Below are 20,573 nucleotides of genomic sequence, written 5' to 3'. Positions count from 1 at the left end.
TTGCCCATTCTAAAAAGGTAAGAGGGGAGGTAAAGAAAATGGCAAACAACAACCGTAATAACAATAATCGTAATAACAACAACAATAACAATCAAAACAACGAATTCGGTGATGAATTCAACTTCGAAAATTTAAATAATAATAACAATAATAACAACAACGACAGAAACAACCGTAACAACAATCGTAATAACAACAACAATAACAACAATAACAACAATAATAACGAAAATAACAATAACTATTAATTAAGTTAACAAAAGCAACTTTACCCTTTTTTGGTAAAGTTGCTTTTTGGTTTAAATAAAGCAGTTGGTGGTATCTTAAGGTTAGGTATTGGAGGAGGATTAAGGATGAATAACATAAAGGAATTAGAGATAAACAAATCGTATGTTACCTATATGTTTCCTTTCTCCTTTCATGAGAAACAGAGACAGAAATTGATGGAAACTTTAGAAAGACATCACTTTAAATTTTTTGAGCTTAATAATAAGGAACTCCAAACAGGCTACTATGGAGAAGGAGTAAAGATTCGTCATGAACGTCTCAGTCAATTTTTCTTGCCTTATATTGAAGATAAACTGTTTCCAAAAACAACAAAGAATAGAGGGTTTTTGAGATATTCCAAAGAAATTAATGAGAAATTTGTTTGGAAGCTAAGAGGACAAAAAAGTAATTTTGTTATTAATAGTGTAGATATTACTCTTTGTCCATTTGGTATTGGAGTTATTACAATCCGTACTTTAAAGGAAGATCAAGAAACTCTATCAGACTTTTTGCATTTCCTTTCTCATTTTAGGGTTTTGGAGCCTAAGCTGGAGGAGGAAAAGGGAGTTAAAATATCTAACGATTCTTATGTTTTTGAAACAACTAATCAATTAGTATTGGATTATTTATGTCCATCTGTTAAGCCATTTATCATAAGAAACGAGCATTTAGAAGGGTATTACGGAAGTCTTCCATTTTTTGAAGATGCAAGAATGATGTCCTCCATCTTTTTAGTTGTTAAAAAGGACGAAGAAATTTTACAGGAGCATTTATATCGTGTGGCTCAGGTTGATGGCAGAGTAGATGGTGAGCCATATATTTCAAGTACTAACTCCGATTATATAGAACGTTTTGTAGAAGAGCGTCTATATGATCGTTGGGCGCCTAATACATATACTATTACTTCTGAAAACGTACAGGCGACAGTAACAAATAACGAAGAACAAACTTATCGAAAAGATATGGAAGAATTTATGGGAACTATGTATTACAATTTATTGCTGCATTATTACTATAAAATTATGCTATTAAAGCTATCGTTCGAGCATAGTGAGGTCAGCTGGTCTAAGGACAAAGATTATGTAAAGGAGCTTATTGAGCTTATTTCAAAATTCTATTCAAGATATTACTTTGGACAGGTTTCAGCCAGGCAGGAAGGGAAGGAACTTACCCATTTGCTCAGAGAAACCTTTAACTTGAATCATCTTTTTATAGAAGTCAAGAAGACGCTAGATGATTTATACCGTGCTCAGGAAAATCAAACAAACAATCGTCATAATATGTTATTGTTCATGCTAACTATCTATACAACTATTTCCGGAATTTATGGTATGAACTTAGTAATAGAGGACTGGAAGGGATTCACGGATTGGTCTAAAGTACCTGGATATTCGTTCTTTGAATGGATTTCTCTTGTTACTGCATTAAGTGGAATTGGTTTAGCTATTGCTTTACTTGTGAGCACTGGTGGGAAAGGCATGTTAAATAAATATAGAAAATGGAAAAGAGACAGGCTAGGATAATCCCCAGATAAGGGGATTATTTTTTTGCCTAGTTATATGAAACAATTACATATATCCGGTAATAATAGGCCTGCCCTAAAGTTTGCAGAAAATAAGAAATAGGCACTTATTTAAATGAATGTTTTTCTTTTATTGATAAAGTAATAAATTGTAGGATAATAAAGGATATAAGAAAAGAAAATAAATGGGGTAAGATTGTGAATCAAGAAAAAAGATCTAAGTCGATTGTGTTACCGTTAATTGTTTCGATTGTAGCTATTTCGTTTGCTGCAATTTTTGTTAAATGGTCAAGCGCACCTGCAACTATTTTAAGTATGTACCGCATGATTCTGGCGAGCTTATTGCTGTTGCCTGTTGTCTGGTTAAAGAGAAATGAATTTAAGAAAATTTCTAAAAGAGAATGGTATTTATTGTTTTTCTCTGGAATGTTTCTTGCATTGCATTTTGCCCTTTGGTTTGGTTCTTTGAAGCTAACTACTGTGGCTAGCTCTACTATTATCCTAGCGCTACAACCAATTATCGCCCTAATCGGTGGAATGATTCTTTTTAAAGAAAGAACAACCTCTAGTGCCTTGCTGACTATGGGTATTGCAGTTATAGGAGCTGTAATGGTAGGTTGGGGAGATTTCGGACTTAGTAAAAGTGCCATACTAGGAGATATTCTTTCGTTTTTAAGTGTCATTGCAGTAGTAGGATATTTGCTGATTGGACAAAGTGCTGTAAAAAAAGTCTCTCATTGGATTTATAGCTTCTGCGTGTTTAGCTTTGCAGCCGTTGCGTTAGTTTTCTATAATGTCATCACTTCGGTTACATTGACAGGTTATGATGCAAAGGAATGGGGGATTTTTGTTTTATTGGCCGTTGTTCCTACTATTTCGCATTTGATAAATAATTGGCTGTTAAACTATGTCAATGCAACTACTATATCGATGAGCATTCTTGGGGAGCCTGTTGGAGCAACTATTTTAGCTGTAATTATTTTAGGTGAACGTATAGTTGCATGGCAGATAATTGGCGGGTTAATAGTATTGGTTGGCGTATTTTTCTTCCTCATGCAACAAATAAGTGGATATAAGAAAGTAAATAAAGCTAGGAAAGGTTGATCTTGTATGAACAAAGCGGCAATGCTAAAAATGACATTGTCTATGGCCATTTTTGGGTCTATCGGTTTCTTTACAGGGAAGACCGGTATACCAGCCATAGAATTAGTATTTGTACGCTGCATCTGTGCCACTCTTTTTCTCGGGGCGTTATGGGTAATTACTGGTCAGCATAAGACGGAGATTTGGGAAAAGAAAGAGATAGTGCAAATTCTTTTATGTGGGATCTTCTTAGTTTTAAATTGGGTGTTTCTTTTCAAAGCATTTGAGGTGACATCTATCACGATTGCTATTACTATATATAATTTGGCTCCCATCTTTGTATTGCTACTAGGAACATTGTTTTTAAAAGAGAGGATGACTTGGAACTCTCTTATAGCTGTCCTGATTTGCTTCCTTGGAAGCATGCTGATTGTAGGGATTAATACGGTCCAATCTATTTCCGATTTTCTTGGGTCGGGCTTCGTCTGGGCGCTTCTCTCTGCTTTTTGTTATGCTATGACGATGCTTCTAGGTAAGGGCGTTAATCAGTTAAGTGCCTATGCGATGACCTTTGTACAAACATCTATAGGTGTGCTAATCCTACTGCCTTTTCTGAATTTTACTCTATTTCAAGGATTAACGACAACGAACTGGCTATATATAATTGGCACTGGCCTGATACATACTGGATTTGTTTATTATTTATTTTTTGATAGCTTAAGAAAATTAACTACTGGTGTTATTTCAGCACTAGTCTTTATAGACCCTGTAGTGGCTATATTGCTCGACACGCTAATCTTAGATTTCCGACCAACACTTCTACAGTCCCTAGGAATCCTACTAATTTTCGGAGGTATCATTTATACCTTAATAAAACCAAATAAGCAACAAGGACCAGGAGGAATAGAAGCTTAGTCAAACCTCGAGGTTAGTCTGTTTTTCTTCAAGCTGAACGACCTTTAAATAGAGTTAAACTTAATAAGTAATTGTTTTTCATTTATATATTATATGTATTATTTGTTGATTGTAGCGACAGGTGGCGACTCCAGCGGGAGGAGGGAGACAGATAAGACATCCCATACGCGCGCGTTAGCGACGGGGATGGCTTATCGCTCCCCCCGCGGAAAGCGCCCGCCTAAAGCGGAAATCAATTCTACTTGCTCGAATCGACCAATCCATTTAACCTTTAATTCACTTTATTAGGAGAAACAAATCGGGGACTCGATCAGCTTCATTAAAAAAGGTGGCCATGTATAAGTCATGGCCATCTTTTTTTATTTATCCCTGTAAGCTACGTTTCCGGATGGGTATTAGTATAAGTGTAGTTATTATAATTAAACTCGCAATAACAACTGCGGAATAAAATAGTCCCCCGTAGCCATCCTGTGCAGCAACAGTGGTGACTTGATTGACGCTTGTTTGGATAACCTCTAAAAGTTCTTGGTCTTGTATCTGAGTTAAAGCCTGTGACATAGTTTCCTGGGAAATAATTTCCCCAGCAGATGTCACTTGAGCAGAAAGTGACTGAAATTCCATCAGACCTGCTTCACTAATATTTGCCTCTCGTATATTATCCTGCAAGATTTTTGGAAAGTCATTTTGAAAAATGGTTGGTATTTGATTGAAACCTCTAGCGATAAATCCCGCGTAAATAGTCGGAGCAATGGTCATCCCAATTTGTCTGCTTAAGGAAAGAGTGGCTAATGCAGTTCCCTTATCAGATTCTAGCTTCTCCGTTGCCAATATATTCAGTGGAGCTCCAAGAATAATTCCCATCCCAAATCCTGCTACAGAGGATGCGATGATGAATTGCCATTTTGCTTCAATCCACATAGGGAACAGTAGAAAGCCAATTGCTGATATAATACCTGATAATAATACAGCGAAAATAGGACCTTTTTTATCGACAAACATACCACCCATTGCTGCACCCATACCAGCTGCAAGAGCAAGAGGGGTCATCCAATATCCAGCATTTTCTTGGGCAATCCCAAGTACTTGCTCTGAAAACGCAGGGATAAAAATCATGCCCGCCAAGAGTGCCCCTGAGAACGCACCAATTAATAGAGTTAATAAGTAAGAAGACTTTGATAGTAAACGTAATGGAAGAATGGGATCACCACCACGTTTTTCTAATCGACTTTCGTGAAATAATAGCACTAGTAAGAGAATAATACCTGCTAGAACATATCCATACACCTTTAAGTCTAGTAAGCTCTTAAAGAAGTTGACACCTTCAATATTCGTTAATCCATACATAATCCCTAGAATAGATAACGAAATTAATATAGTTCCGAGAAAGTCTAATTTTCCTGTTGCTGCATCCTTTGTTTCCTCTAGTTTTAAAAAGCCAAGTATGACAAGGGCGATTGCAATGGGAACATTAATGAGGAATAAAAAATGCCAACTTCCTGTAAGGTCTAATAACACGCTACCTAGGTTTGGTCCCAATACGGCAGCGATACCGTTCATTCCACCTAGCATTCCCAACGCTTTTCCTTGTTTTTCAATGGGAAGTGTACTTAAAATGTGTGAGCTTCCAATAATAAAGATACCACCGCCACCTAAGGCTTGAATGAAACGTGCTATTAAATAAAAGGTAAAGTTAGGACTTAATGCAACTAATAAAGACCCAATACCGAAAATGGCAATTTCTACAATGAAAAGACGCTTTCGCCCATAACGGTCAGAAAGCTTACCTACAATTGGTACGCTAATCGCTAAACCAAGAGTATAAAGAGTTATTCCCCAAGCACCCCAGTTTGGAGTAACATCAAAAGAACTGTTGATGGTTGTCAAAGCAGCACTGATTATCCCATTGTCGAGGGCAGCCATAAAAACTCCAATAGAAAACAACAAGATTGCCCAAGTTTGAGAAGTATTTTTTTCTACCATACCTTTAATCCCCCTATTTTAAGACTTGATAGTACACCATTTGAAAATACCAAAATTATACACTAATTTACATATAATAGTAATAAGCAGAAGCTTAAAATATTTTGATGCAGATTAAAAGATGATATATTAAAATTAATGCTTTAAAAGGAGAAAACAAATGCCCATTTATCACTACACACAACCATTAGCAATTGATATTACCCCTAAATCTATAGTCTATAAAACAAATGGAGAAAAAGTATGCACTTTTCAACGGTATTATTCTAATAATTTGAAGAGATTGCTGGATAGAGCTATGGAATATCGATATTTCCTTCGTTACGATATATATGATTTAAATGACCAAATCATTTTCACATGTAAGAAAGTATCGAAAAAGGGAAGAGTTTATTATCAGGCTTATGACTATGAAACAAAAGAGCATTACACGATTACATACGACAAATGGAAGGAGCTAGTCGCAGACCTTTTAATAATAGGGAAGGACCTAAATATAGTGATTGACAAGGAACTAGAAGATTGGACACGCTATCTTTGGGAGGGTAAGGAAATTGCTAGATGGAGAGCAAAGCTTGAAGAGGAGTTCTTGATTGAGCTTGAAATATCCGATGACTCTCCTATTCAAAATCCAGCTTTTTTTATTGCGATTAGCCAGTGTACTTTATATATTGGCGGTTGATTATTAAACTTTGCAGAGCTCTTTTTTTGAGCAATTGCAAAGTTTTTTTGATGAGGATTTTACTAATACGAACATTTAGAAATTAAATTCTTTTACTTTTTCTATAAAATGGGATATTATAAAAATACATCGTGTACGATGTATTTTTGTTAGGAGAGTAGGACATGGGTAAAGAAAAACCCTCTAAATTAGAGCAACAGCTGTGTTTTGAGGTATACAAGGCCTCGAGTAATTTTGCTAAGTTATATGCTAAAACCCTAGAACCTTTTCAATTAACGTTTCCTCAATATTTAGTATTATTGGCTTTATGGGAAGAGGATCATTTGCAGTCGAAGGATATTGGAAATCGTTTAGAGCTTGGGATTGGTACGTTGAATCCTATCATCAATCGAATGATGGAACGCGGATGGTTAGAAAAGAAACAATCCATGGAGGACAAACGAGCTTCTATTATCTCTTTAACGGAGAAGGCTAAAAATGCAGAAAAAGAAATTGAGCTATCTATTATAAAGAAAATTACAAGCTGTAATTTCTTAGACGTGAATGCTATTACACTCATGTCTCAATTAAAAGAACTAAATGCTTTTTTATCAAAAATGGAGGAATGATGAAAATGAGTATTTATGACATTAAAGTACAAAAAGCAGATGGAACAGAATACGATTTAAGTGAGTACAAGGGCAAACCCATGCTAATTGTTAACACTGCAACGAAGTGTGGACTTAGTAACCAATTTGATAGCTTAGAAAGTCTCTATAAAAAGTACAAAGATGAAGGACTGGTTGTACTCGGTTTTCCTTCCAATCAATTTTTTCAAGAACCAGGAAATGGTGCCGATGCAGAACAGGCTTGTCGCATGAGCTATGGGGTAACCTTTCCAATGCACGAGATGGTGAAAGTAAATGGCAGTGAAGCTCATCCATTGTTTGATTACTTAACGACAAACAGCAAAGGATTACTTTCCAAAAAAATAAAATGGAATTTTACAAAGTTTTTAATCGACAAAGATGGTAACATTGTTAAAAGATATGCGCCAACTGACAATCCAACCGAATTTGATGAAGACATAAAAAAATTATTAAATGAATAAACATAAAGGACCTAATCATAAAAGATTTAGGTCCTTTATGTTTAAGGATAAGGAGAAAAAGGAATAAAAGATAAAAAGAGTCGAAATGGGGAAATAATATGGAGAGATTAACGGTAAAGGAACAGACATTACTGGCCTATTATGTATGTAATTTTCTTGAAAAAGGATCTGAGATTAGCTTAGCAAAATTATTAAAGGATGGATTGGGGGACCGTCTTTCCGTTGTGCAAGAGGAGCTTACAAAGAAAGGTCTATTAAGCAAAGAGGATAAAATGATTACAAATGAAGGAATATTGTATATCGACAATACACTACACATTCAATCATATGCTACTGAAAGAAATAAGCTTGCATACGTGAAGGATAGTTTACAAATCAACGAGATAGAGTTATCCGAGCCAGCTTTCAAGCAATATATCCACGAAAACATAGGTATCGAGCACCCATCTATCCATTAAGTATAATATACGTCTATCTCTGCGGAGTTAGACGTATTTTATATTATTATGGCGATTACTGACCAAAATGTTCAATATTGCTTGCACTTAAATTATTCCCATCAGGATCTTTAAAACCAAATCCTCCCAAGCCTTCCTCGTTAACATTCAGTGGACCAACCTCCACTTTATTTTTCTTTAGCCAATGATAAAAGTCTTTTAGCAGAGGCGTATAGAAATCAATTACGCTATGGACCACATTTGAGTGTGTATTAGTAAAAAACAAAGGTCTAACTTCCTTTGTTTCTACTAAATACATTGTAGGAACTCCTTTTGTATGAAAGGAAAGCATGGCGGCCTTGTCTCCTTTAGATTCAACATGAACTCCAAGAACAGACATATAAAAATCCATAGAGCGTTCTAAATTACTGACAGGAATTTCTACGGTGGCGATACGGGAGATAAAGTGAGACATTTGCAATAGACCTCCTATTTTAGATTTGCACGAGTATTATATTCTATTTCTACCCATACTTATCCTCTTTAATCTTGCATTTTTTGCGATAGTTTAATAAGTAAAATAATATTATAATTCCAGTTTTATGAAAAATACAAACAACCAAGAAAGGTCCAATGAGTTGTGGTGTCTAATCTGACTCAATCATCCCGCCGGAGTCGCCGCCTGCCATTACAATCAACAAAGAAGAGCTGTCTGTGTTTAATTGGTAAAAGGCGATTTGATAATTGAATGAATAAAAGAATCTATATGTTGTGAAAATTATCTTATAGTAGAATGGAAGTTTCTGTGGTAAGATTCTTTTGTTGAAAAAATGTATATGTAAAGAAGGAATAAAATTGGCGATTAGAAAGAAGAAGGATTTAGGAGAAAAGCTAAGCTTATTTCACTTAACTTGGCCGATCTTTTTAGAAGTATTTTTGTTTATGTTAATGGGTATAGCAGATACATTTATGCTTAGTGCTGTGTCTGATAATGCGGTTTCTGGTGTAGGAGCAGCCAATCAATATATCCATATTGCGATATTAATATTAGAGGTAGTAGGCAATGGTGCTGCTATCGTAGTCTCACAATATCTAGGATCCAAAAGATATATGGAGGCATCTAAAATTTCAGGTCTAGCGGTAACTTTAAATTTAGGAGTAGGGATACTTTTAAGCATAGGATTTGTCATATTTTCAAAAAATATTATGGCTGCCATGAACCTAGAAGGCGAGGTACTTGCTTTTGCTAATCAGTATTTAATGATTGTTGGCGGAGGTATTTTTCTTCAGGCACTTATTAATGCTTTAGCGGCCATTATTCGTGTACATGGTTATACAAAGCAAACTATGTTTGTATCGTTAGGGATGAATATCTTCCACGTAGTAGGTAATTATGCTTTAATCTTTGGTAAGTTTGGTTTTCCTGAGCTTGGAGTTCAGGGTGCAGCAATATCATCTGTTATAAGTCGGTTTATAGCACTAGTTGTTTTCTTTTGGCTATTATATCAAGTGATGGAATATCGTGTTCAAGTAAGTTATTACTTTACTATTTCGAAAGAATACATTAAGAAAATCCTCAAGATTGGACTCCCTTCTGCCTTTGAGCAAATTTTATACCAAGGATGTCAAATTATCTTCTTGTATTATGCAACTTATTTAGGGACTGAGTCTTTGGCTGCAAGGCAGTATGCCGTTAATATATCTATGTTCACTTATTTATTTGCTGTCGCAATTGGTATGGGAACTGCGATTATTGTCGGGCGATTTGTGGGTGCAGATGAGAAAGAGGAAGCCTATAAATCAGTTTGGTATAGTGTAAAAAGAGCATTCATTTTTACGTTGGCGATGGTTGCCCTTGTAATCATATTCCGCTATCCACTAATGGGCTTATTTACGGATAATGAGCAAATTATTAAAATTGGAGCATCGGTTCTTGTCTTAAGTATCATTCTCGAAACGGGTCGAACGTTAAATATCGTAATTATAAATTCATTGCGTGCAGCAGGAGACGCGACCTTCCCAGTAATCATGGGAGCCTTGTCTATGGTCATGATGAGTGTGCCGTTAGGATATTTATTTGTTTTTGTATTAGATTTAGGACTACCAGGTATTTGGTTGGCTATAGCAGCAGATGAGTGGCTTCGTGGTATTATCATGTTCTTTAGATGGAAAAGTAGAAAATGGGAAAAGTATGCACTTGTTCATAAAAAAAAGGATAACTCCGATTTGGAAAGCCAAACAGTTTAATTGTTTGGCTTTTTAGCCTTTTTATATAGTACAAATTCTATGGATTGGTAGAAAGGTTAAAGGTTTAGGTTTCCAAGCACTTATATCTATGCTTAAATTAAGACAACCAATATTTTGTAATGGTGGTGTGGTAAATGTATGAATCTTCTAAGCTTTCTTTAGTAAAAGCATTAACAGAAGGGATTCAAGAAGTAGTTTTTATTATGCGGGTCGAGGAAGAACAAAGATTCCTTTATGAGTTTGTTAACAATGCAGCGAATAGCATTATAGGGAAATATGCTGTCGGAAAAAGTTTTCGCGAAGTTTTACCTGAAGAGATTGCAGAAATCTTAGAAAATCATTTTGCCGAAGCCTATACCACTAAAAAGATTATTAAATTTGAGATCAGAGTTCCTCATTTTTCTCCTGAAAATGGATATGCGGAAACAACACTCACTCCAATATTAAATTCTAATAATGAATGTACCCATATTGTTGCAATTGCGAAAAATATTACGGAAGAGAAAAGCGTAAAGATAGAGTTTGAAGAAAATCTACAATTATTAGAAGAAACAAAATCTGAATACCGTTCATTATTTGACTATAACGGAGATGCTATATTTTCTTTAGACCTTGAAGGAGTTATTCAAGATGGTAATCCAATGATTCAAGCTGTGAGTGGTAGAACTGTAAAAGAATTAAAAGGTGAAAATTTCACAGAGCTGTTGGATTACAAATACAGAGAAAAGATTTCTGATGCATTTAGCCTGGCTTTTACAGGTGATTTAAAAAGCCATCGCATTCGCTTACTTCAACAAACAGGTGAAAAAATAAGCTGCTTAATCCATTTTGCACCGATTAAAAATAGAGAAGAAATATTAGGCATATTTGCAATCGTTAAAGACATGCGTGAAATAGACAAACTATTAGGTCAGTATATCCAAAGTGAAAAGAATTTCCGAATAATAGCTGAAAATGTACAGGATGTTGTCATTTTGATGAATCATGACAAAGAGTATCTGTATGTTTCTCCTTCCAGTAAAAAAGTCTTTGGATTTGATAATACAAAAATTGATAAAAAGGCACCGTTTTTTAATATTCATCCTGATTATGTTTCCTTACTAGAGCAGAAGTTTCAGCATTCAGTTTCAGAAGGAAGCTCTTTTACTATAGAGTTAAAGGGGATGCATGGGGAAAGAGGATGGATATGGACTGAAATTAATGGTAATCCAGTCTACGATGCTTTTCATAACTTTCGACATATGGTGCTAATAGCTCGTGATATTTCTTTGCAAAAAGAGAATGAAAGTCAGTTAGAATACTTTGCGTACCATGATTCTTTAACAAGCCTTCCCAACAGGCGATTCTTTAGGAATCAGTTATCTGAGGCGCTGGCTAAGATAAAAGCAGGATTAGAAGAGTTTGCGGTCGTCATGCTAGATATTGATAACTTTAAGTATATTAATGATACGTTTGGGCATGAGACAGGGGACGAAGTGATTCATGAATTTGCAAAACGTCTAAAATACTCCCTAGACGATTCAGACTTTGTTGCACGATTAGGGGGAGATGAGTTCATCATCTTGCTACCGAATATTAAGGAAATCCCACTAATTATAGAAAAGGTAAAACGAATTCAAAAAGCTATAAAAGAACCCTGGTTAATAGAAGGGTCACTCATTTCTATAACGAGTAGCATTGGTGTGGTACATATTAAAGAAGCTACTTTTACAGCTTCCTCTTTACTTAAAATGGTAGATGACGCAATGTACACAGCTAAAAAAGCAGGGAAAAATATGTATTATATTAACGAAAGTACTTCTTACTAAAAAACCATCGACAGCAAAGTGTCGATGGTTTTTTTGTAATAATAAGAATGTTATCGAACTAATGAAGGAAAATGTAATTTCTTTAATTGTTCGACAGCTTTTTTAAGTATTTCTGTATCTTGTACTAATGCTACTCGAACGTAGCCTGCTCCAGCTGATCCAAAGACTGTCCCGGGTACCATTACTACCCCAGTTTGAGCGATGACTTCAAATACGAATTCCTTATCATCTATTTCGTAAGGGTACTTGGCCCAGACAAACATTCCACCATTAGAGGGAGCTACTGTCCAACCGAGATTCTTTAAACCATCCATTAGAACCTTGTGTCTCTCTGAAAATGTTTTTCGTAAAGCGTCGGTAATTTCCTCTGCGTGATCTAATGCCACAATTCCTGCTTCCTGAATTGGGCCGTAAATCCCAAAATCAAGATTAGATTTTAATTGCTTCATAATCTCAATCATCTTAGTATTTCCTGCTATATAAGCAATGCGAGTCCCTGCTAGACTAAAGCTTTTAGATAGGGAGTTAATCTCCATACCTACTTCAAGAGCCCCAGGTGTAGAAAGGAAGCTGCTAGGAGAGTCGCCAGTAAAGTAAAATTCAGAGTATGCTGCATCATGTAGAATAATGACATTATAAGTGTTAGCAAAAGCAACTACCTGGCGGAAAAATTCCTTGTTTGGCATAGCGGGGACTGGATTTCCAGGTAAATTTAATATCATAAGCTTGGCTTTTTGAGCAATTTCTGTAGGAATTGCTCCTAAATCAGGTAAATAGTCATTCTCTTCTAACAAATCCATATAGTAAGGCACTGCTCCTGCTAGTTTGATACCAGCGTCATATGCCACATAACCGGGGTTAGTCGTAAGAATAATATCTCCCTCATTGCAAAAGGCAAGGGGGAGGTGCACTAAACCTTCTTGAGAGCCCATTGTTTGAACAATATCTGTAGTTGGATCTAGTAAAACGTTATAGCGACGTTCATAGTAATTAGCTACTGCCTCATAAAAACGTTTAGTGCCACTTAATGTATATCCATAAGAATCAGCTGAGTAGCTCAAGTCAGACAATACTTTCCTAGCTGCCTCACTTGGTGGTATATCGGGACTTCCTAAGCTTAGGTCATATAACTCAAAGCCTGCATCTCTTTTCCTAGCTGCGGCTGCTTTTAACTCTCCAAAAATCGCGGGCTCAAATAAGGACATTTTAGTAGACGGTTGGATATTCATTAATAAGCGCACTCCCTTACAAACAATTAATAAATTTTTATGTATCATCATAACACAAATTATATTAATATTGTGAAAAAATATTGAAAAACTACTGTTACGGAATAAAGGTTTTTGCTTAAATAGGATGTGTTGTTACTCAAGTAAGGTATATTGTCGAATTAAGCAGATTGATAACTAGACAATTAAATCTAATATTCGCCTAACAATCATTTTATACTAGAAGAAACCAAAGTTATAAGCTTCTATGTCTACCCATCCAAAATGCCACTACATTTTACTTATTTTATTTAGAGAGGAAGGATGTAAATTTTAAAAGAATATAGCACAATTTTTCTAAAAAGAGGACTGTGGTTTAACCACAGTCCTCTTTTTTCCATATCGGATAAGCTAGTGAGAAAGAGGATCTGTTTTTTCTACCTCTTTCTTGCTCTTTTCCTCTAATACACCATCTGTCATAACATATACTTTATCACAGTATTCGATCAAACGAGTGTCATGGGTAACCACTATAGTAGTAGTACCATTGTTTTCTGTTTCTTTTTTTAATAGCTTCATGACTTCGTAGGCACGGTCAGAATCTAAAGAAGCTGTTGGTTCATCAGCTAATAGTATAGAAGGCTTGCTATAAAGCGCCTTGGCAATAGCAACTCGCTGACGTTCTCCTCCAGATAGATCTGAAGGATATTTTTTTCGTAATTCCGTAATTCCTAGGTTTTCATATAAAGCCTCTAGCTCTTCTTTTGTCATATTGTCCTTTTTAACATTATCGAGCAGCTTCATTTGTTTATCTACTGTAAGGAACGGGACTAGATTGGAGGCTTGGAGGATAAAGCCTATCTCCCTAAGTCGGACCTTGGAACGTTTTTTTTCATTTAGATTAGAAAGGTTTTGATTGTTTACTATAATTTCTCCGCTAGAAGGGGATTGCAGGCCCCCGGCAATTGTAAGGAAAGTACTCTTGCCTGAACCGGAAGGACCTATAACTGCAATCAGTTCTCCTTTGTCTGCTACAAAATCTGTTTCCTTTAAAGCATCTACCTGTTTATGGCCGGAACCAAATGTTTTCTTTACTTTATCTAACTTTAAAATTGCCATTTTCTTATCCTCCAATCGCTTTTAGTGGATCTATTTTTACAATGGTTAACACTGAAAACACTGCCCCTAAAATTGCAACAACAATTAATACTGCTCCGTAGATTAACATTGTTGTCAAATCAAAGGAAACAGGAACTGCACTTGGTAAAAACTGTCCTGTTAAAATTGTTAATCCAAACCCTACAAGAACCCCTATGAATGCTAGGAGGAAGGTTTGAGCAATTACTGATACAGATAGATAACCATTCGAAATTCCTTGTGCCTTCATTACACCAAACATACTTATTTTTTGTACTGTTAATACGTACAAGAAAATTGCAACGATTACAGAGGAAATACCAAATAGAAAATAAATCATAAAGTTTAAGGTAAGTGACTGCTCGGTATAACCAGGCAGATTCTCAATAAAGTTTTCAATTTCAGTAACTTGTAAATCTTTGTTGGAAGTTTCAATAGAGGACAGACTGTCGTCTGAAACAACTACCCCATTAATCTTATCTTCATTGGCTTCAGCAGCTTCTCCAAATTTTACTTTATGAAAAGTTGCTAGCTCACCATAAAGTACGGGTGCCCCATTAAAGCGAGAGCTTTCTGTAAAGCCGACTATAGTTAATGTTTCATCAGAAGAGGACAGCTCTAGTTCATCCCCAATTTTAAATCCCTCATCTTTTAAATTGTCGCTTGCTACTACTTCATTTTCGCTGGAGAATTCTTCTCCTTCGCTAACGCTGGGCATTAGAAACTCTTCCTTATCTATGCCGAATATAGATACATTTTGTTTAGTATCCCCATTTGTTGCGATAGCACTTATTTGTCCCAGAATTGCCTTATCTTTTGCTTCAATATTATCTAGCTCTTCAGTGCTAATAAATGATTGAGGAAGACTTTTATCCGATTCTTCGGTTAATACAATGGCTGTTGCATTCCATTTATCTACTGCCTCTCTATTCAGGTTTGCTAATCCAGTAGCGAGACCTGAAAGAAAAAACACAAGATATGCAACTAGCATTAGGACACCTACGATTAGGAAAAAGCGTAGTTTATTTTTTTTAATTTCATTCCATGCTAAAAACATTCTTTCACTTCCTATCTAAATTTTTAAAGCTGTACTGCTGTTTGATAGAGACTGTCTGCAGTAACGGCAACTGTCTTTGTATCGTTTGATATGTCTCTAATAACTTGTACGAGGTTAGAGACTTGTATTTCTACTTGGTCTATATGGTTATTATTTTCATCTATTGATAGAAGAATTTTGTTGAATTTACGGTTAGTATCCATTGAGCTTTCCAATCCTAATTCAACGCTCTTTTCCATATCAGAAATGGTAGAAACCGCTTTGTTTGTTAGCTTAGTAGAGGTTTGAACAAGGTATGTAATTTCTTCTACAGAACTTTTGGATTGCTCTGCTAGTTTTTTTACCTCTTGTGCTACAACGGCAAAGCCTTTTCCATGCTCACCGGCACGTGCGGCCTCAATAGAGGCGTTTAATGCAAGAAGATTTGTTTGTTCAGCTATTTGCTTTACTAAGCCGACAATTTGAAAAATTTCATCGGAGGATTGTTTTAAATCTCCAATAATCATAGCCATTTCTTCTGTATTACCAGTGACAAGCTCCATTTGAGTTTGAAGAAGCTCTATTAGCTTGTTGCCATCATTAGCGTCTGACTGAATTTGTTTTACGCTATCTATATTAGCCTGAACACTTTCACGAATTCTAGATGTATTCGATTCTACGTGTTCAATAGAAGTGGTGGTCTCCTCAGTTAAGTTTGCTAAGTCTTCACTTATAGAGGAAATTTTGCTTTTCAACTCTGTTTTAACAATGTCATACTGTTGCTGGCGCAGCTTCACATTTTCTTTTTCATATTCCTCTAGAACAATTTGCATTTCTAAGTTAATGAGCTTGGAAATAGTAAGTGAAGTTTTTTCTTTCTCATCAAGCACTTTTATTTCCTCGTTTACTAAAGAAATGATAATAGATTGGATTTGGTGGAAGGTTCCCATGTACCATTTAGGCTCTAATCCAATTTTGAAGTGCATTTGAGCAAGTTTTCGTTTTCTCTCAATGGTATTCTCGGTGAATTCACCACTAAACATTTCAATAATATAACTACCAACGGTTTTCTTTAAACGATCAACTTGAGTTCTATCTTCAATAATTTTTCGTAAGGAAGGAACTGAAAGGACTTGCTGATAAAAAACAGAGACAATATCGTTAATACCCTTTTCCACATATGGCTGAAACGTAATAATTTGCCTTAAGTCTTCTGTCGTCAATCCAATAAGTTTCATTTGCTTCTGTAATTCTGGATAACGATCCAGTTGTATAACCGGTTCTTTTAAAGTTGTTTTATCCTCTGGTTCTTTAACTCGTTTTCTTGTAAAAGGTAATACCAATTTAATCTCTCCTTGTGAACAACTTTAATGTATGAGTGTAAGTGGGTTATCTTATACACCTATTATTAACAGGAAGTACACTCTTTGTCAAATGTTTGTATAATTTATTTTATTAAAAGTTATACAAAAAATAATTCTTGTAGGAGATAAAAGGCTTATATAAAAAGCTATTGTATAATGGTGTTTATACAATAAATACGGAAGGAATTTTCTTTTTCGTAGAATTGTTGTATAATGTTAACGGTTGAATGTTATACTGTTGGTTAGCTATAATGAGCAATAGCAGCTTTTATAATGAGGCTGAAAGGATGAATATGAATGATGCAATCTCGCCCAAGTGGGAATTATAATATTCAGCAGGTGTCCAATGTTACAGGTTTGTCTAAGCAAGTTATCCGGAAATGGGAAGAGCGCTATGAACTTATACAGCCTGAACGTTTAGACAACGGTTATCGGATTTACAGTGAAGAGGATGTAAAAAAACTATTAAAAGTTAAGACTTTATCAGAAAAGGGATACTCATTAAAGCAAGCTGTGGCACAGGTTTTGGAGGAAGATGAGATAGTTCAAATGGAAAGTGAGCTACCCTTTGCACAGGAAGAATCTTATCCGGAGTTTAATGATTTCGTTTTTAAGCTGTTAGAGCACGGGACTGCTTGTGACGAGATAGAACTTAATTATGCTTTACAGCAAGCGTACTTTCATTATGGATTAGATAACTTTTTGAATAAGGTCGTATTGCCCTTTCTCCATGAAGTGGGAAATCGTTGGGAAAAGGAAGAATGGGATGAATACCAGGAAGCTGTCTCTAGTATGATGGTCCGCGATTTTCTAGTACAAATTCGTCGTAATTTTCATTACAGGGATGATGCGCCTCTAGTGTTAGGTTGCTGTCTTCCTCATGAAACACATGAAATACCCGTTCATATTTTGTTGTTACAATTTATGATGAAGGGGTGGAAGTCTGTATTAATAGGCGCATCCCCTGCACCTGGAGCAATTGAGTCGATGGTTGAGAAGCTAAAGCCACAAAAAGTATTAATGTCTGCTTCGACAAGCATTCCCTTTGAACGAAATCCTAAATTACTAGCAAGTTTGGATCAGTTTGCTGAACAGCATAAGGAAACTAAATTTTATATAGGTGGTCCAGGCTCTATGCAATATTTTGCCTGCAAAAATCTTAAAAATATAAGCTTAGCCAATTCACTAGAAGAAGTGATTAATTAAAAAAGCTACTTGCTTTCCTATAAGGGAAAACAAGTAGCTTTTTAAGTTGTTGGCTAATTCTATTAAGAAAAAAATATTATATTATTAGACTAATAATCCGCCTGTTTTTAAATATTTTTCAATACCTTCTGCTGTACGGTAAGCTAATGCTCCGACTGTACCTGTAGGGTTCATTCCTGAGTTATGAGGGAATGCGGATGCCCCTGGTACGAAGACATTTTCACAATCCCACATTTGTAGGTAGTTGTTTAGGGCACTTGTCTCAGGATTTGCGCCCATAATTACTCCGCCAGTGTTGTGCGTAGTTTGATATTTGGTAGTATCCCAATCTCCTTGATCTCCAGGAACTGAAATCATTTCTGCTCCCATTTCTTCAAGAATCTTAGCTGTTACTTCTTTAATATATTTTTGCTGATTTTTTTCATTATCATGATAGTTAAACGTCATACGAATAAGTGGATCACCAAATGCATCCTTATAAGTTGGATCCAAGTCAATATAGTTATCTTTATGAGGCATTACAGAACCTTGGGAACCTACTGATAAACTGCGATTTGCCCAGAAAATACTCGCGTCTTTATATTCTTTACCCCAGCCTGGAGTATCTTTTGGTACAGTATTATTTGAAATAGGACGTTTACCATAATGTCCTAGTGCAATGTTACCGCCATGAATGAAGTCCAAATCAGTGTGGTCAAAATTATCGCCATTGAAATCGTCTATTACCCCAGCAAGTGAACCTGTACCTGCATAAAGGTTAAATTCTCTATCTTTAAAGAAACCAGTAGAAGCAGCAGAAGTCATTTGGTATGCATAGTTTTTTCCAATAACTCCAGTACCAGTTTCAGGATTGTAAGGACGACCAAGTTTAGAGTTCAATAAGATTTTAATGTTGTTTAGTGCATATGCAGAAACCACGACTACATCAGCCTCTTGTATATACTCTTCTCCAGTGCGGGTATCAACGTATAATACTCCAGTTGCTTTTCCGTTCGTATGAAGTACTCGACGAACAACAGAGAACGTACGGACTTCAAAATTACCAGTTTCTTTTGCTACTGGTAACACTGTTACTACAGGAGATGCTTTAGATCCATACTCACATCCGAATCTTTCGCAGAAACCACAATACTGACAAGCGCCACGTGATATTCCATCAGGATTAGTATAGCTTTCAGAAAGAGTGGCAGCTGGTGCAATATAAGGATGATATCCTAATCCCTTTGCAGCTTCTCTGAACATTTTCATAGATGGTGTTTCTTTTAATGGTACAGTTGGATATTTTACCTTTGGAACATCTGGATGTGGATTTTCTTCACCTGAAATACCTGCCATTGCCTCGAACTTCTCAAAATATGGTACTAGCTCATCATAAGTGATCCCCCAGTCTTGAAGTGGCATATCTGCAGGTATTTTATCTTTTCCGTAACGTTCAACCGTTTTTGTATAAATTTCGAAGTCATATGGAAAGAAACGGTAAGTTAAACCATTCCAGTGTTCCCCGGAACCACCCACACCATCACCGATTAAAAATGAACCGTGTTGGCGATAAGGCAATGCTCTTTGTGAAGGATTATGACGTACTGTTACAGTTTCCTTCGAAAGGTCTTGCATCATTTCATTTCTTTGTTGATATCTTAACTCATCATGCACCATCATATAGTCTTCGGTAGAACGAGATTTTCCTCGTTCTAAACCTACTACCTTGTAACCTTTTTTAGTTAATTCGGCAGCGACTATACCTCCAGTCCAGCCGACTCCAACTAAAACTATATCTGTTTTTGGTAATTTTTTAGCCATAATTATTTACTCCCTTAAATTAATGATTGTGTTGTGAATTTAAACTCTTAGGTTCGAAAGTGACGAACTCTTCTTTTTCAATAATGTCTGTATAGCTCATTTGATGGCCAGGGAAGTTTTTCATTTTCCAGCCTTGCATATCCTTGTTTCCGCCGTATAAAGGATCTGAATAAACACCCTCGATGGTTGCACTTTTCAGTAGTTTAAAGAAATAACTAGAACTAACTGCGCCATTTAAAGTAATTTCTCCAGCTTCCATAGCTGTTAGAATAGCTATTTGCTCTTCATCACTAACCTCAGCAAATTTTTTATCATATTGTTTTTTTGCTTCTGCATTTAATGCTTCAATACCTAAGTCAAATATTTGTTGTCTGTTTAAGTGAGTTTGATGTCCAAATAAAGCTGTAGCCTCCGCAGGATAGAAAGGACCGCTCATGTATTCCTTAGCGTTAAGTCCCCAGTTTCCCGCCAACTGATGATCGATGTAGTAAGTAACCAGTAATTCTTTTGCTCCAGGGCCTGCATCCGTTTTTGGGAAGATTTGTTCTGTCGCCGCTTCGATTGTAGCGAATTGAGCTTGATCAAAATACATAAGTGCTTGATTGTAGTTTGTAGAAGATTTAGATGCAACATGAGATTCTTTAGTTACTTCAGTGGAGTCTTTTCCTAATAGACTCCCAAGAGCACCACCTAAAACTACTCCACCTACTGTTAATCCTGAATTCTTTATAAATTTACGTCTAGAAGAACGTTTTTCTAGAAATTGATTTTTTGTTTCCTGTTCTGACATA

At 35.9% G+C, this 20,573-nt stretch carries 19 protein-coding genes; 11 read left to right on the top strand and 8 right to left on the bottom strand.

Features of this window, described 5'->3' with window-relative positions; all coding sequences use genetic code 11:
* Positions 1-38: 38 nt before the first annotated feature.
* The 4 genes from MKY94_RS19295 (at position 39) to MKY94_RS19280 (ending at position 3,787) form a co-directional block, all read left to right on the top strand.
* On the top strand, positions 39-248 hold the full coding sequence (locus MKY94_RS19295; protein ID WP_342577622.1) for a hypothetical protein: 210 nt from the start codon (positions 39-41) through the stop codon (positions 246-248).
* A gap of 105 nt (positions 249-353) precedes the next feature.
* Positions 354-1,790: a hypothetical protein gene (locus MKY94_RS19290; protein WP_340844997.1), complete on the top strand. Its 1,437-nt coding sequence runs from the start codon at positions 354-356 to the stop codon at positions 1,788-1,790.
* A 197-nt stretch (positions 1,791-1,987) separates the two neighbouring features.
* Positions 1,988-2,893, top strand: coding sequence for a DMT family transporter (locus tag MKY94_RS19285; RefSeq protein ID WP_340844996.1), 906 nt, complete (start codon positions 1,988-1,990; stop codon positions 2,891-2,893).
* A 6-nt stretch (positions 2,894-2,899) separates the two neighbouring features.
* Positions 2,900-3,787: a DMT family transporter gene (locus MKY94_RS19280; RefSeq protein WP_340844995.1), complete on the top strand. Its 888-nt coding sequence runs from the start codon at positions 2,900-2,902 to the stop codon at positions 3,785-3,787.
* A 363-nt stretch (positions 3,788-4,150) separates the two neighbouring features.
* Here the strand turns inward: MKY94_RS19280 and MKY94_RS19275 are convergent, their stop codons facing one another.
* The gene (locus MKY94_RS19275; protein ID WP_340844994.1) at positions 4,151-5,767 is read right to left on the bottom strand and encodes an MFS transporter; all 1,617 of its coding nucleotides are present in this window, start codon (positions 5,765-5,767) and stop codon (positions 4,151-4,153) included.
* 160 nt (positions 5,768-5,927) lie between these two features.
* On the opposite strand from MKY94_RS19275, the gene MKY94_RS19270 reads away from it, so the two are divergent.
* The 4 genes from MKY94_RS19270 to MKY94_RS19255 all read left to right on the top strand — a co-directional run bounded on the left by MKY94_RS19270 (position 5,928) and on the right by MKY94_RS19255 (position 7,997).
* Positions 5,928-6,449 carry a hypothetical protein gene (locus MKY94_RS19270; protein ID WP_144539262.1) on the top strand — a complete coding sequence of 174 codons (522 nt, stop codon included), beginning with the start codon at positions 5,928-5,930 and terminating at the stop codon, positions 6,447-6,449.
* Positions 6,450-6,613: 164 nt separating this feature from the next.
* Complete coding sequence (locus MKY94_RS19265; protein ID WP_151112268.1) at positions 6,614-7,057, top strand: MarR family transcriptional regulator; 444 nt, start codon at positions 6,614-6,616, stop codon at positions 7,055-7,057.
* A 5-nt stretch (positions 7,058-7,062) separates the two neighbouring features.
* Positions 7,063-7,539 (top strand): glutathione peroxidase, encoded by a 477-nt coding sequence (locus MKY94_RS19260; RefSeq protein WP_144539266.1) that lies wholly within the window; start codon positions 7,063-7,065, stop codon positions 7,537-7,539.
* A gap of 98 nt (positions 7,540-7,637) precedes the next feature.
* The gene (locus MKY94_RS19255) at positions 7,638-7,997 is read left to right on the top strand and encodes a hypothetical protein (protein WP_342577620.1); all 360 of its coding nucleotides are present in this window, start codon (positions 7,638-7,640) and stop codon (positions 7,995-7,997) included.
* Between the two features lie 55 nt (positions 7,998-8,052).
* Here MKY94_RS19255 and MKY94_RS19250 read toward each other — a convergent pair whose 3' ends face one another.
* Entirely contained in the window at positions 8,053-8,451 is a 399-nt protein-coding gene (locus MKY94_RS19250; RefSeq protein ID WP_144539270.1) for a VOC family protein, read from the bottom strand.
* A 338-nt stretch (positions 8,452-8,789) separates the two neighbouring features.
* Here MKY94_RS19250 and MKY94_RS19245 point away from each other — a divergent pair, with 338 nt between their 5' ends.
* Entirely contained in the window at positions 8,790-10,223 is a 1,434-nt protein-coding gene (locus MKY94_RS19245; protein WP_342578705.1) for an MATE family efflux transporter, read from the top strand.
* 134 nt (positions 10,224-10,357) lie between these two features.
* Positions 10,358-12,031, top strand: coding sequence for a diguanylate cyclase (locus tag MKY94_RS19240; protein WP_151112272.1), 1,674 nt, complete (start codon positions 10,358-10,360; stop codon positions 12,029-12,031).
* Positions 12,032-12,081: 50 nt separating this feature from the next.
* Here MKY94_RS19240 and MKY94_RS19235 read toward each other — a convergent pair whose 3' ends face one another.
* The 4 genes from MKY94_RS19235 to MKY94_RS19220 form a co-directional block, all read right to left on the bottom strand.
* A complete protein-coding gene (locus MKY94_RS19235; protein ID WP_144539274.1) occupies positions 12,082-13,260 on the bottom strand; it encodes an aminotransferase class I/II-fold pyridoxal phosphate-dependent enzyme in 1,179 nt (392 codons plus the stop codon).
* Positions 13,261-13,650: 390 nt separating this feature from the next.
* Positions 13,651-14,358 (bottom strand): ABC transporter ATP-binding protein, encoded by a 708-nt coding sequence (locus tag MKY94_RS19230; protein WP_144539275.1) that lies wholly within the window; start codon positions 14,356-14,358, stop codon positions 13,651-13,653.
* Between the two features lie 4 nt (positions 14,359-14,362).
* On the bottom strand, positions 14,363-15,433 hold the full coding sequence (locus MKY94_RS19225) for an ABC transporter permease (protein WP_151112274.1): 1,071 nt from the start codon (positions 15,431-15,433) through the stop codon (positions 14,363-14,365).
* A gap of 23 nt (positions 15,434-15,456) precedes the next feature.
* A complete protein-coding gene (locus MKY94_RS19220; protein WP_191697543.1) occupies positions 15,457-16,755 on the bottom strand; it encodes a globin-coupled sensor protein in 1,299 nt (432 codons plus the stop codon).
* 318 nt (positions 16,756-17,073) lie between these two features.
* Here MKY94_RS19220 and MKY94_RS19215 point away from each other — a divergent pair, with 318 nt between their 5' ends.
* Entirely contained in the window at positions 17,074-17,982 is a 909-nt protein-coding gene (locus MKY94_RS19215; protein WP_225216103.1) for a MerR family transcriptional regulator, read from the top strand.
* Positions 17,983-18,066: 84 nt separating this feature from the next.
* On the opposite strand, the gene MKY94_RS19210 is transcribed toward MKY94_RS19215, so the two are convergent.
* Together MKY94_RS19210 and MKY94_RS19205 are read right to left on the bottom strand one after the other, a co-directional pair.
* Positions 18,067-19,782, bottom strand: a complete 1,716-nt coding sequence (locus MKY94_RS19210) for a GMC family oxidoreductase (protein ID WP_144539279.1) — start codon at positions 19,780-19,782, stop codon at positions 18,067-18,069.
* A 19-nt stretch (positions 19,783-19,801) separates the two neighbouring features.
* The gene (locus MKY94_RS19205; protein ID WP_144539281.1) at positions 19,802-20,572 is read right to left on the bottom strand and encodes a gluconate 2-dehydrogenase subunit 3 family protein; all 771 of its coding nucleotides are present in this window, start codon (positions 20,570-20,572) and stop codon (positions 19,802-19,804) included.
* Position 20,573: the final 1 nt, after the last annotated feature.

It is taken from the genome of Psychrobacillus sp. FSL K6-2843, from assembly GCF_038626375.1.
GTDB classification, from domain to species: domain Bacteria; phylum Bacillota; class Bacilli; order Bacillales_A; family Planococcaceae; genus Psychrobacillus; species Psychrobacillus faecigallinarum.
This window is presented reverse-complemented; position numbering and strand designations above follow the sequence as displayed.

What these genes read in the sequence shown, in the direction of transcription:
- MKY94_RS19230 (WP_144539275.1), bottom strand. Translation starts at nt 14,358, where the DNA reads ATGGCAATTTTAAAGTTAGATAAAGTAAAGAAAACATTTGGTTCCGGC.
- MKY94_RS19225 (WP_151112274.1), bottom strand. Translation starts at nt 15,433, where the DNA reads ATGTTTTTAGCATGGAATGAAATTAAAAAAAATAAACTACGCTTTTTC.
- MKY94_RS19205 (WP_144539281.1), bottom strand. Translation starts at nt 20,572, where the DNA reads ATGTCAGAACAGGAAACAAAAAATCAATTTCTAGAAAAACGTTCTTCT.
- MKY94_RS19290 (WP_340844997.1), top strand. Translation starts at nt 354, where the DNA reads ATGAATAACATAAAGGAATTAGAGATAAACAAATCGTATGTTACCTAT.
- MKY94_RS19210 (WP_144539279.1), bottom strand. Translation starts at nt 19,782, where the DNA reads ATGGCTAAAAAATTACCAAAAACAGATATAGTTTTAGTTGGAGTCGGC.
- MKY94_RS19295 (WP_342577622.1), top strand. Translation starts at nt 39, where the DNA reads ATGGCAAACAACAACCGTAATAACAATAATCGTAATAACAACAACAAT.
- MKY94_RS19280 (WP_340844995.1), top strand. Translation starts at nt 2,900, where the DNA reads ATGAACAAAGCGGCAATGCTAAAAATGACATTGTCTATGGCCATTTTT.
- MKY94_RS19235 (WP_144539274.1), bottom strand. Translation starts at nt 13,260, where the DNA reads ATGAATATCCAACCGTCTACTAAAATGTCCTTATTTGAGCCCGCGATT.
- MKY94_RS19250 (WP_144539270.1), bottom strand. Translation starts at nt 8,451, where the DNA reads ATGTCTCACTTTATCTCCCGTATCGCCACCGTAGAAATTCCTGTCAGT.
- MKY94_RS19260 (WP_144539266.1), top strand. Translation starts at nt 7,063, where the DNA reads ATGAGTATTTATGACATTAAAGTACAAAAAGCAGATGGAACAGAATAC.
- MKY94_RS19275 (WP_340844994.1), bottom strand. Translation starts at nt 5,767, where the DNA reads ATGGTAGAAAAAAATACTTCTCAAACTTGGGCAATCTTGTTGTTTTCT.
- MKY94_RS19270 (WP_144539262.1), top strand. Translation starts at nt 5,928, where the DNA reads ATGCCCATTTATCACTACACACAACCATTAGCAATTGATATTACCCCT.
- MKY94_RS19265 (WP_151112268.1), top strand. Translation starts at nt 6,614, where the DNA reads ATGGGTAAAGAAAAACCCTCTAAATTAGAGCAACAGCTGTGTTTTGAG.
- MKY94_RS19240 (WP_151112272.1), top strand. Translation starts at nt 10,358, where the DNA reads ATGTATGAATCTTCTAAGCTTTCTTTAGTAAAAGCATTAACAGAAGGG.
- MKY94_RS19255 (WP_342577620.1), top strand. Translation starts at nt 7,638, where the DNA reads ATGGAGAGATTAACGGTAAAGGAACAGACATTACTGGCCTATTATGTA.
- MKY94_RS19215 (WP_225216103.1), top strand. Translation starts at nt 17,074, where the DNA reads ATGATGCAATCTCGCCCAAGTGGGAATTATAATATTCAGCAGGTGTCC.